The organism is Metabacillus sp. cB07, from assembly GCF_016839225.1.
In the GTDB taxonomy this organism is placed as follows: domain Bacteria; phylum Bacillota; class Bacilli; order Bacillales; family Bacillaceae; genus Bacillus_P; species Bacillus_P indicus.
In genome coordinates, this window is record NZ_CP069296.1 from 1724044 (window position 1) to 1736310 (window position 12267).

Annotated in this window: 8 protein-coding genes and 1 pseudogene; 7 read left to right on the forward strand and 2 right to left on the reverse strand. The window is 45.0% G+C overall.

From position 1 onward, the window contains the following. Positions 1 to 5 precede the first annotated feature (5 nt). Positions 6 to 1333, forward strand: a pseudogene (locus JOJ89_RS08650) (PhoH family protein). Positions 1334 to 1391: 58 nt separating this feature from the next. Here JOJ89_RS08650 and JOJ89_RS08655 read toward each other — a convergent pair. After that, positions 1392 to 1880: a hypothetical protein gene (locus JOJ89_RS08655; protein ID WP_029285107.1), complete on the reverse strand. Its 489-nt coding sequence runs from the start codon at positions 1878 to 1880 to the stop codon at positions 1392 to 1394. 134 nt (positions 1881 to 2014) lie between these two features. Between JOJ89_RS08655 and glsA the strand changes: the two genes are divergently transcribed. The 5 genes from glsA (at position 2015) to JOJ89_RS08680 (ending at position 9878) form a co-directional block, all read left to right on the forward strand. Then, positions 2015 to 2944, forward strand: coding sequence for a glutaminase A (gene glsA, locus JOJ89_RS08660; RefSeq protein ID WP_029285105.1), 930 nt, complete (start codon positions 2015 to 2017; stop codon positions 2942 to 2944). A 112-nt stretch (positions 2945 to 3056) separates the two neighbouring features. Next, a complete protein-coding gene (locus JOJ89_RS08665; RefSeq protein ID WP_029285103.1) occupies positions 3057 to 3338 on the forward strand; it encodes an Fpa/YlaN family protein in 282 nt (93 codons plus the stop codon). A 263-nt stretch (positions 3339 to 3601) separates the two neighbouring features. Beyond that, positions 3602 to 4810 carry an FtsW/RodA/SpoVE family cell cycle protein gene (locus tag JOJ89_RS08670; RefSeq protein ID WP_029285101.1) on the forward strand — a complete coding sequence of 403 codons (1209 nt, stop codon included), beginning with the start codon at positions 3602 to 3604 and terminating at the stop codon, positions 4808 to 4810. 69 nt (positions 4811 to 4879) lie between these two features. Continuing rightward, positions 4880 to 8323, forward strand: coding sequence for a pyruvate carboxylase (pyc, locus tag JOJ89_RS08675; RefSeq protein ID WP_203290102.1), 3444 nt, complete (start codon positions 4880 to 4882; stop codon positions 8321 to 8323). Between the two features lie 130 nt (positions 8324 to 8453). Next, a complete protein-coding gene (locus tag JOJ89_RS08680; RefSeq protein WP_203290103.1) occupies positions 8454 to 9878 on the forward strand; it encodes a cryptochrome/photolyase family protein in 1425 nt (474 codons plus the stop codon). A gap of 27 nt (positions 9879 to 9905) precedes the next feature. Here the strand turns inward: JOJ89_RS08680 and JOJ89_RS08685 are convergent, their stop codons facing one another. Continuing rightward, on the reverse strand, positions 9906 to 10847 hold the full coding sequence (locus JOJ89_RS08685) for a COX15/CtaA family protein (protein ID WP_029285096.1): 942 nt from the start codon (positions 10845 to 10847) through the stop codon (positions 9906 to 9908). Between the two features lie 463 nt (positions 10848 to 11310). Between JOJ89_RS08685 and cyoE the strand changes: the two genes are divergently transcribed. Then, on the forward strand, positions 11311 to 12228 hold the full coding sequence (gene cyoE, locus JOJ89_RS08690) for a heme o synthase (RefSeq protein WP_203290104.1): 918 nt from the start codon (positions 11311 to 11313) through the stop codon (positions 12226 to 12228). Positions 12229 to 12267: the final 39 nt, after the last annotated feature.

Below are 12267 nucleotides of genomic sequence, written 5' to 3' on the forward strand. Positions count from 1 at the left end.
GAAGGTTGAGTAAAATCTATGTTTTGGATACGAATGTCTTACTTCAAGATCCGAATTCCATTTTTTCATTTGAAGACAACGAAGTAGTCATTCCAGCAGTTGTACTAGAAGAGGTCGATTCAAAAAAAGGTATATGGATGAAATAGGACGAAATGCAAGACATGTTTCCAAACTCATTGATAGCCTAAGGCTCATCGGAAAGCTGCACGAAAAAATACCGCTGCCGGGCGGAGGCTTTTTAAGAATTGAACTGAATCACCGCTCGTTTCACGAGCTGCAGGAGATTTTCATCGAAAAAACGAATGATAACCGGATCCTTGCGGTGGCGAAAAATCTGTCAATTGAAGAAGAGACAACTGAAAACGGCAGACCTGTCATATTGGTGAGCAAAGATACGCTGGTCAGAGTAAAGGCAGATGCAATCGGGCTGATTGCAGAAGATTTTCTGAGCGACAGAGTGGTTGAGATTGACCGGATCTACACGGGCTATCTTGATTTGTATATAAGCGGGGATGATCTCAACAGGTTTTATGAAAAAAATGAGCTGATTCTGGCAGAGGTGACAAATCATCCATTTTATCCGAATCAGTTTGTCATTATGAAGAATGCTCTCGGCGGTTCGTCATCTGCTATTGGAATTGTGGACAAAACCGGGAAAAAAGTAAAACGTCTGGTCTTTGATCATGATCATATTTGGGGGATAAAACCGAGGAACGTACAGCAGACAATGGCAATGGAGCTGCTTCTGAGAAACGATATGCCTCTTGTGACGCTGATCGGGAAAGCAGGAACAGGCAAAACGCTGCTTGCTTTAGCCGCTGGACTTATGCAGACAGAGGACCTGGGATCATTTAAGAAACTGCTTGTGGCAAGACCCATTGTGCCGGTCGGAAAAGATATCGGCTATTTGCCGGGGGAAAAGCAGGAAAAGCTCAGACCGTGGATGCAGCCGATTTATGATAATCTCGAGTATTTATTTAATGCCAAAAAGCCGGGGGAACTGGATGCCATTCTTGCCGGAATGGGTTCGATTGAAGTAGAAGCCCTCACATATATAAGAGGAAGAAGTATTCCTGAACAATTCATCATCATTGATGAGGCTCAGAATTTAACCAAGCATGAAGTGAAAACAATCCTGACGAGGGTTGGGGAAAAGAGCAAAATTGTCCTCATGGGGGATCCCGAGCAGATTGATCATCCTTACTTGGATGAATACAACAATGGGTTAACCTATGTAGTGGAGAAATTTAAAGACCAGCAAATTGCAGGGCATGTCAGACTTGTCAAAGGGGAGCGCTCAGGCCTCGCCCAGCTGGCCGCTGATTTGCTATAAAAAAGACGAAAAGCCGCTGATCTCAGCGGCTTTCTTAAGGGAAAGCAGAGAATGCTTTCTACTCAACAATTATTCTTTTTATGTTTTTAAAAGGATTGTCTTTATTGCTTCCGTCACCATAGTAAAGAGTAGCAGGTCCGTCACCTGCAAGGGGTTTGCCGTTTCTGCTGAAGCCGATTACGGCGTTTGAGGCTTCTTCCAGAGTCAGTTCAATTTCTCCTTCGCCAGTGGAAAAAATGACTTTTCGTGCATCCGCTCTCGGCTCGGCATTTTGGAGAAACGGGTAAAATGGGATTCCGAACGTTCCGTTAAGAATCGCCTCTTTTTTTGAAACTTTTCTTTCTTCCGGCATCCGCGCACCTTCTTTTATTTCCTGATCCCAATGTTTTGAAACAGCTTTTGTGTATTCTTCAAGCTCGTCAACGGAGTCTCTGGTTTCCTCAAAATAAGTGTTCAGATCCACTTTGCGGTCATCAAAAATCCAGACCCCCGGATCGAGTGTAATTGGATAGGCTACATTTCCTGTCAGAGTAATGATGGATTCCATTGCTGCACGTCCTTCCTTTAGTAAGCTCTTTGTAAAGTATAAGCGCTTTCCTGTATTTTGTCATGCCGCTCATGCTGATTCTTTTAATTGGGCAAACTACGTTTCATAATGATGAGCAGATGAGGTGAACGGAAATGCCGTGCAAGACGAATGAAGAGCTTGCTGAACTGGTGGAAGAAGCGAAAAAGGTGACGTCAGAAGGAAAAGTGGCGGATTATATACCGGAGCTTGGAAAAGCAGAAGCGGATGATTTATCCGTTGCCATTTACCATGTGGAAAACTCCTGTATGTCTGCCGGGGATATTGAAAAGACGTTTACTCTGCAAAGTATATCAAAAGTGCTGACCCTGGCTCTTGTTTTAATGGATCACGGGGAGCCCTTCGTTTTCAGCAAAGTTGGAATGGAACCGACCGGAGATCCGTTTAATTCGATCGTCAAACTCGAAACACACGAAAAACAGCGCCCTCTGAATCCAATGATCAATGCCGGGGCGCTCGCGGTCACAAATATGATTAAAGGCTCGACAAAGGAAGAAAAACTGCTGAGGTACATTGATTTCATAAGGAAGCTTACGTTTAACAAGAAAATAAACATCTGCAAAAATGTGGCCGCGTCTGAATTTGAAACCGCCTGGCTGAACAGGTCGCTCTGCTATTTCATGAAAAAAGACGGAATAATTGAAGGTGACGTTGAAGATCTGATTGATCTGTACTCCAATCAGTGCGCTATTGAGATGCACAGTTTGGACCTGGCAAAGATAGGGGCTGTTTTTGCGCTGGACGGCAAGCACCCAGAAACGGAACAGCAGTTGATCCCAAAGGATATTGCCAGAATCTGCAAAACCTTTATGGTAACGTGCGGAATGTATAATGCTTCAGGGGAATTTGCAATAAAAGTAGGCATTCCTGCAAAAAGCGGGGTCTCAGGCGGAATTATGGGAATCGTCCCCTATCAGTTTGGAATCGGCATCTTTGGGCCGTCACTTGATGAAAAGGGGAACAGCATTGCAGGAATAAAACTCCTTCATCTTTTGTCAGAAAAATATGAATTGAGCATCTTTTAGCGGAAGAGGGCCGGCGTGCGGGAAACACCCTGTTTTTTCTTGATTTTTTCACGCTTACCCTATAATATTAATAGATAGATTAAGGTAATCGCTCGGGAACGGAGGGGTTCAATTGGCGTCTGAGATTGCAATTGATCATCGAGAAAAAGCACTTGCTCTTTTAAAAGCGGATGCTGATAAAATTACGAAGCTGATTCAAGTCCAAATGGACAATTTGACGATGCCTCAATGTCCTCTTTACGAAGAGGTTTTAGATACACAAATGTTTGGACTTTCAAGAGAGATTGACTTTGCTGTCAGACTTGATCTTATTGATGAAAGAGAAGGCAAGGCGATACTCGACACACTTGAGAGAGAGATGTCTGCACTTCATGAAGCTTTTACGAAAAAATAAGCTTCAAGGTAAAGCTTACAGAATGAAAATGAAAACTCAAACTGCCTGAAAATTGCAGTTTGAGTTTTTTTATAAGGTAAATCATTCCCGGAGCTTTAGACCTACATACTTTTTTAACTTGTTTCCGCCTGTCTAGCGGGTTAACATAAGTCGTGCCCCTTAAACCAAGATTTCAGAAGGAATTCCGTCTGCCAATCTCGAACAATAAAGGAAAAAGATCTACATCATGAAAACAGCAACTTGTAACGATAGGAAGCGATAAAATGATAAAAAAAATCTTAAAATCATATGACTACTCCCTTATTCTGGCGGTGCTTCTTCTGTGCGGATTCGGGCTTGTCATGGTATACAGTTCCAGTATGATTTCAGCGGTTGCAAGATGGGATTATGCGAGTGACCATTTCTTTGTCAGGCAGTCAATCTTCGTTGCCGCGGGATTTCTTGTTCTGCTTTTAGCCATGTTTTTTCCGTACAGAGCTTATCTGCAGCCGGTGTTTCTCAGAAGCGTCGTTCTGATTTCGATCGGCATGCTTCTTGCCATCTTTGTTTTCGGATCGGTAGCAGGGGGAGCCAGAAGCTGGTTTTCCGTTATGGGTTTTAAGCTGCAGCCTGCTGAATTTGTGAAACTGAGCGTCATTCTGTATCTCGCTGCCGTTTATGAAAAAAAACAGGCCTATATCGATCACTTTGGAAGAGGAGTTCTGCCTCCGATCATCTTTACAGGGTTTATCTGTGTTCTGATCATTTTGCAGCCGGATATCGGTTCTGCTTCCATCATTGCCATGATCGCCATATCAATGGTCCTGTGCTCGGGACTTGGCATGAAAAATATTGTGAAATTGCTGATTCTTGGTCTGGCAATGGTTGTTCTGATCAGTCCTCTTGTTCTTATTATGTGGGATGATATCTTTACAACGGAGCGTGTAAGCAGATTCACTGGCTTTATGGATCCATTTGCTGATGCAGGAGATTCAGGCTTCCACCTCATCAATTCGTATTATGCCATTAGTTCTGGCGGGCTTACCGGCCTTGGGCTTGGTGAAAGCATTCAAAAGTACGGATATCTGCCTGAATCGCATACAGATTTTATTCTTGCGATCATTTCTGAAGAGCTTGGCATCTTTGGCGTGTTATTTGTCCTTGTTCTCCTGGCTTTTATTGTGTTGAAGGGATTTCATATTGCACGCAGCTGCGATGATGCATTCGGCACACTCCTTGCCATTGGGATTTCGAGCATGATCGGCATTCAGACAGCCATTAATGTCGGCGGTTTAACCGGTCTTCTTCCGATAACAGGGGTTACGCTTCCGTTTATCAGCTACGGAGGATCGTCTATGATCCTGCTGATGCTCTCGATGGGCCTGCTCATAAACATTTCGATGTTTGTCAAATACCGCTCTGTCTATCAGAAGGACGAAGTGAAAAAAACGGCTGAGCTTAAAGGCAACGCGGTTCCTTTTCAGCAAAATTAAAGTGATATACTAATTTTAAATGTGCTATACTAATAATCGAGCAACTGATGAAGCCTAAGGGGGATTCCTATGACGCAGAAAACAATTCAGAAAATACTTGTAGCTAACCGCGGTGAAATTGCCATTCGCGTGTTCCGCGCCTGCACGGAGCTGAACATCAGAACGGTCGCTGTATATTCCAAGGAGGACTCGGGCTCTTTCCACCGTTACAAAGCAGACGAAGCATACATAGTCGGTGAAGGAAAAAAACCGATCGATGCCTATCTTGATATTGAAGGTATTATTGAAATTGCGAAAAACAACGGGGTTGATGCCATCCATCCCGGATACGGATTCCTGTCTGAAAACATTCATTTTGCAAGAAGATGCGAAGAAGAAGGCATTATTTTTATCGGGCCTAAATCCGCACATCTCGATATGTTCGGGGACAAAGTAAAAGCGAGAAAACAGGCCGAAATGGCAGAAATCCCTGTCATTCCCGGCAGCGACGGACCGGTTGCAAGCCTTGAGGATGTAGTTGATTTCGGCCGTAAAAACGGATATCCGTTCATTATCAAAGCTTCGCTTGGCGGAGGCGGACGCGGCATGCGTATTGTCAGAAGCGCCTCTGAGGTGAAAGAAAGCTATGATCGCGCCAAATCAGAAGCGAAGGCTGCATTCGGCAATGACGAAGTGTATGTTGAAAAGCTGATTGAAAATCCAAAGCATATTGAAGTTCAGATTATCGGGGATGACCACGGAAACATCGTCCATCTGTATGAGCGCGACTGTTCGGTTCAGCGCCGTCATCAGAAGGTTGTGGAAGTTGCACCAAGCGTATCTGTAAGCGAAGAACTCAGACGGGAGATTTGCGATGCAGCTGTCAAGCTGATGAGCAACGTCAGCTATGTGAATGCCGGAACCGTTGAATTTCTCGTAGCAGGCGGAGAATTCTACTTTATTGAAGTTAATCCCCGCGTACAGGTAGAGCATACGATTACTGAGATGGTGACTGGAATTGACATTGTGCAGACGCAGATTATGGTTGCACAGGGACATGCCCTCCATAGCAGTAAAATCGGCATACCGCAGCAGGAGGAGATCAGAGTAACAGGCTATGCCATCCAATCAAGGGTAACAACAGAAGATCCTTTGAAAGGCTTTATGCCGGATACAGGAAAAATTATGGCCTACCGATCAGGCGGCGGATTCGGGGTCAGGCTTGATGCCGGCAACGGATTCCAGGGGGCAGTCATTACACCTCACTATGACTCTCTTCTTGTAAAGCTTTCAACACAGGCGCTTACCTTTGAACAGGCAGCTGCCAAAATGATCAGAAACTTAAGGGAGTTCCGCATCCGCGGAATCAAAACGAATATTCCGTTCTTAGAGAACGTCATCAAGCATGAAAAGTTTATGTCAGGTGAATATGATACTTCTTTTATCGACTCGTCTCCGGAGCTGTTTGTCTTTCCGAAGAAAAAAGACCGGGGAACAAAAATGCTTTCCTATATCGGCAATGTGACCGTCAACGGATTTCCCGGCATCGAGAAGAAAAAGAAACCTGTATTTGACAAGCTTCATATTCCAAAAGTCAAATACTCAGAACCGGTCCCTGAGGGAACGAAACAGATTCTGGACAGGCTTGGACCTGAGGGTCTTGTAAACTGGCTGAAAGAGCAGGATGAAGTGCTGCTGACGGATACAACTTTCCGCGACGCCCATCAGTCTCTGCTTGCCACGAGACTCAGAACAAATGACATCAAACATATTGCAGAGCCGACGGCAAGACTTCTTCCAAACTTGTTTTCTCTTGAAATGTGGGGCGGGGCTACATTTGATGTAGCGTACAGATTCTTAAAAGAAGATCCGTGGGACAGACTGCTGACAGTCAGAAAGCAAGTCCCGAATGTTTTGCTTCAGATGCTCCTTCGTGCATCAAATGCTGTTGGGTATAAGAACTATCCCGACAACGTGATCGAAGAGTTTGTAGAAAAGTCAGCCTATGCGGGCATTGACGTTTTCCGGATATTTGACAGCTTGAACTGGGTAGAGGGAATGCGGCCTGCCATTGAAGCGGTCAGAAAATCCAACAAGCTTGCAGAAGCGGCCATTTGCTACACGGGGGACATTCTTGATCCTTCCCGCCGGAAATATGATCTCGCCTACTATACGAATCTTGCGAAAGAACTTGAAGCATCAGGCGCGCATATTCTTGGAATTAAAGATATGGCGGGTCTCCTTAAACCTCAGGCAGCCTATGATCTGATTTCTGCACTGAAAGAAACAATCGATATCCCTGTGCATCTTCATACACATGATACGAGCGGAAACGGCCTGTTTACATATGCCAAAGCAATTGAAGCAGGTGTCGATGTCGTCGATACAGCTGTGAGCTCGATGGCAGGGCTGACTTCACAGCCGAGCGCCAATTCTCTGTACCATGCGCTGCAGGGAATGGAGCGCCGTCCGAATATTGATATTGAAGCGCTTGAAGAGCTTTCGCAGTACTGGGAAGGCGTGCGTCACTATTACCGGGATTTTGAGAGCGGCATGAATGCCCCTCACTCTGAAGTGTACATGCATGAAATGCCCGGCGGACAGTACAGCAATCTTCAGCAGCAGGCTAAAGGCGTCGGCCTTGACGACCGCTGGAACGAAGTGAAGGAAATGTACAGACGCGTCAATGATCTTTTTGGAGATTTGGTGAAAGTGACCCCGTCTTCTAAAGTAGTTGGCGATATGGCCCTGTTTATGGTTCAAAACAATCTGACAGAAAATGATATCTTCGAGCGCGGCGAGACGCTTGATTTCCCTGATTCAGTTGTAGAGCTGTTTGAAGGCTATCTCGGCCAGCCGCATGGCGGGTTCCCGGAAAAACTGCAAAGAATCATCCTGAAAGGCAGAGACCCGATTTCAGTGAGACCGGGAGAGCTGCTTGAACCGGTTGATTTTCCTGCCTTAAAAGAAGAACTGTTTGAAACACTCGGACGTCAGGTAACAAGTTTTGATGCGATTGCCCATGCGCTTTACCCTAAAGTCTTCCTCGACTACGCTAAGACGTTTGAGCAATTCGGTGATATTTCTGTACTCGATACACCTACGTTCCTGTACGGAATGAGGCTTGGCGAAGAGATTGAAGTTGAAATCGAACAGGGGAAAACCCTGATTGTAAAGCTTGTATCAATAGGCGAACCTCAGCCTGACGGTACGCGGGTTGTGTATTTTGAACTGAACGGCCAGCCGCGTGAAGTTATTATCCGCGATGAAAACGTCAAGGCGACGGTTACCGCCAAAATGAAAGCAGATAAAGGCAATAAGGATCACATTGGCGCGACAATGCCCGGCACAGTCATTAAAGTGCTTATCGAAAAGGGCGAAAAAGTAAGCAAAGGCGATCATCTTCTTCTTACTGAAGCTATGAAAATGGAAACGACCGTTCAGGCCCCATTCTCAGGCACCATAAAAGAGATTCATGTTTCAAACGGAGAAGCCATTCAGACTGGTGATCTGCTGATTGAAATGACTGTATAACTCTCATTTGTAAAAACGTCAAAGACAAGAGCCCGGTGTAAACCCCGCTCTTGTCTTTTTCTATTTGGAAGCCTATCATTTCTTTCATTCGCCTGGGGAAAACAGTACAATCATGAAAGAGGTGATTGTCATGAAGACAGCAGCAGTCTGGTTCAGAAGAGATTTGAGGCTGCAGGATCATACAGCCCTGTCTGAGGCCGTAAAATGGGCAGAAGAACATAACGGAAAGCTGTTTTTGTTTTTTCAGCTGAATCCAGCTTTTCTCGAAAAGCCGGCAGACTTCCGCCATCACTATTTTTTTCAGACATTAAAGGCGTTTATGGACAACTGCAGGGATCATAAAATTGCCTTTCATCTGATGTATGGCGAGACAGAAGAAATAATGGAAATGGTTATTGAAAAGGTGCCTGAGATCAACCTGTTTTTATTTAATGAAGATGAAACAGGCTACGGAAAAGAACGTGATGACAAGGTGAAAAGGGTTCTGAAAGAAAATGAGGTCGATTACTGGACATTTCAGGATCATTTCCTTCATGGGGCCCGGGAAGTGAAAAAGCAGGACGGCTCCCTTTACAAAGTCTACACGCCTTATTACAAAGCGTGGAGCAAGCTTGAAAAAAAACAGCCTGCTGAAATCGATCTGAAAAAACTCAGTGCCTGCTCCGTTTCCATACAGGACCTCCCAGATACAGGTGCTGAAAAGCTCGAGGAGATGATCGGCAGCCTTGAAGAAAGGGAGGACATCGGGGAAGAAGCTGCGTTAAAAACCCTGAAGGAGTTTACAGACGAAAAATTAAAAGATTACCATAAAAAAAGAGACCTTCCGGCTGAAGCGGGGACGAGCAGGCTCTCAAGATATTTAAAAACTGGAACCATCTCTATCCGCACCGTCTATCACCACATCATGCAGACTGAGGATCATCCTCAGGATACGGGAAAAGAAACATTTATCAAGGAGCTTGCCTGGCGGGACTTTTATAATATGGTGTACGTTCAGTTCCCGAACAGCGTGAAGGAAGAAGCGGATAAGCGCTACCGGTCAATCAAATGGAATACGGATAAAGAGAGGCTGAAAGCGTGGAAAGAAGGTAAAACAGGCTATCCGATCGTTGATGCGGGCATGAGGCAGCTGAATGAAGAGGGATGGATGCATAACCGGCTGAGAATGATCACAGCTTCCTTTTTAACGAAAGATTACTTGCTTGACTGGAGACTCGGGGAGGCGTATTTTGCAGAAAAACTTGTCGATTATGAGCCCGGATCCAACATTGGAGGATGGCAGTGGGCAGCATCTGTCGGAACAGACCCGGTCCCGTATTTCAGAGTGTTTAATCCGGTCACGCAATCAAAAAAGTTTGATCCGGACGGAGAGTACATCAAAAAATACGTGCCCGAGCTTCGGGACGTTGACGTGAAACGAATTCATGAGCCGTGGAAGATGAGCAGCGGGGAGCAGAAAGAAGCAGGCTGCATCATCGGAACCGATTATCCGGAACCTACAGTTAATCACAGCGAACAGCGGGTAAAAGCAATTGAAATGTTTCAGGGCATATAAAAAAGAGAGGCGTCATCGCCTCTCTTTTTATATGGCTTTCTTATCTTCTTTGTTTTTTAAAGCCTCACGGTTAATGCGGTTGCGGCTGATCAGCAGGATGAAATAGCTCAGCACGCCGAACAGACAGGAAATGATCAGTGCGTGGGCCAGGGCAACACCAAGGTTCAGCCCGGTTAATACGACAAGCGCGCCTGATGCGACCTGCATGGAAATAAGGGCAAATGCTATGATCCATCCATAATAGACGACTTTCTGATGTTTATAGTGCTTAACTGCGGTATAAGCAGCATATGCCACCCAAACGAAAATCAGAGCAGCTGCAAATCTGTGGCCCATTTGAATCCACTCATGCAGGGTTGCCGGCAGTCCGTATGGTCTGTTGCTGCACATCGGCCATTCCGGACATGCGAGGCTTGCGCCTTTATGTCTGACAAATGCGCCTGTATAGACCACGATATATGTGTAGCTGATGATGCCGATGCTGTGGAATTTCATCCTTTTATCAATAATAAGGGACTCTGTATCAAACTTTTTGTCCACTTCAAAAATCAGCAGGGTGAGCAGCAGCACTGATGCAAAAGAGATAAGAGAAATACCGAAATGCAGGGCAAGAACGGCATCAGACTGTCCCCATTTTACTGCGGCTGCACCAATAAGCGCCTGAAGAATCAGGAAGAAAAATGAAAGTGCGGCCAGAAATTTCGTTTCCCGCTTATGTCCAATCTTGATCCAGGAAGTAACAGCAAGCAGTAGGACAAGAATCCCAGCAAGGCCGCTGACCACCCTGTGGCTGAGCTCAATGACAAGCTCCGGGGTAATTTCAGACGGAATCAGTTCTCCGTGGCAAAGCGGCCATGAATCTCCGCATCCTGCGCCGGATTCCGTTTTTGTGACAAGCGCTCCCCCTAGAAGCACAAGAAGCATCACAAGTGTTGTGAGCACACCAATTCCTTTTAATGCTCGATGCAAGATGTTCACCTTCTTATTCGTAGTAATGAGCTTATGAAAACCGGACATTTCAAAGTCCGGCCAGGCAACAAATAATGACAATATCTATCTACTGTTTATTATACTGGCAAAACAGATTGAATGAAAAGGAATGATATGGAGAAATCCCATTAGAATCATTTTTTCGCAAAAGATTCCATTATCTATAAAAAATTCCTGACAGGTATGATAGAATGTTAACGTGGTCATAAAGGTATGCCATTTATTTTTAGAGTATCAGTGAATGAATTGCTTTTCAATGAATTAGCCGGCTCTCCTGTTCTGCTTCACAATTTCGACAAAACTTCTTCATATTTTGTTCACAAAACAAGAACCGATTATGGTTTAATATCAAGAAGGAAGCGATTTTGAAAATATTGCTTAATTTAGTATGATATAGCAAGCTGCACAGCCGGCAGCAGAGCAAAAAGGGGGACTGTCATACGTGCCAGATTCAAGGACCTCGAAAGAAACGGGATTCGGTGAGGTAGTTTATGAAACAACCGTATTAAAAGACTTTTTGAGCCTTATCAAAATGGGAATCGTTAATTCCAATTTGATTACCGCTTTTACAGGCATCTGGCTTGCGCTGTATTTTAACGGGCAAAGTTTTCTTGGGAATATTGACACAGTTCTGTATGCGCTCTCAGGATCAGCTCTTGTGATTGCAGGATCTTGTGCCATTAACAACTTTTATGACCGTGACATAGACCATATTATGGAGCGGACAAAGACGAGGCCGACTGTCACAGGCAGAATGAATCCAATTCAGGCGCTGTGGATTGGTGTTTTATTGCTTGCATTCGGATTTATCATGCTTTCCATGACAACGGCAGCAGCAACGCTTATCGGGTTGATCGGCGTAATTACATACGTCTTTTTATATACAATGTGGACAAAACGCCACTATACGCTTAATACAGTTGTCGGCAGCATCTCCGGTGCCGTTCCTCCTCTCATAGGATGGGCAGCTGTTGATGCAGACCTCAGTGTGACGGCATGGGTATTGTTCATGATCATGTTTATCTGGCAGCCGCCCCATTTCCTCGCTCTCGCAATGAAGCGGGTTGAGGAATACCGGGCAGCCGGGATACCAATGCTGCCTGTCATACACGGATTTGCTGTTACAAAAAGGCAAATGATGGTGTGGGTAATCTGTCTGTTGCCTTTGCCGTTTTACTTGTTTCAGCTCGGGGCTGCATTCATCATTCTGGCAACTGTCCTGAACATCGGCTGGCTGGTGATTGCCCTGTCAGGCATAAGGGCTAAGGATGACCTAAAATGGGCAAAGTGGATGTTTATTTATTCGCTGAACTACTTAACGATCCTTTTTGTGGCGATGGTACTTTTCACGATCAACTAGGTTAGAAATTCTTTCTTTTAGGAATTTACATAGAAGGAA

What these genes read in the sequence shown, in the direction of transcription:
- JOJ89_RS08655 (WP_029285107.1), bottom strand. Translation starts at nt 1,880, where the DNA reads ATGGAATCCATCATTACTCTGACAGGAAATGTAGCCTATCCAATTACA.
- glsA (WP_029285105.1), top strand. Translation starts at nt 2,015, where the DNA reads ATGCCGTGCAAGACGAATGAAGAGCTTGCTGAACTGGTGGAAGAAGCG.
- JOJ89_RS08670 (WP_029285101.1), top strand. Translation starts at nt 3,602, where the DNA reads ATGATAAAAAAAATCTTAAAATCATATGACTACTCCCTTATTCTGGCG.
- pyc (WP_203290102.1), top strand. Translation starts at nt 4,880, where the DNA reads ATGACGCAGAAAACAATTCAGAAAATACTTGTAGCTAACCGCGGTGAA.
- JOJ89_RS08680 (WP_203290103.1), top strand. Translation starts at nt 8,454, where the DNA reads ATGAAGACAGCAGCAGTCTGGTTCAGAAGAGATTTGAGGCTGCAGGAT.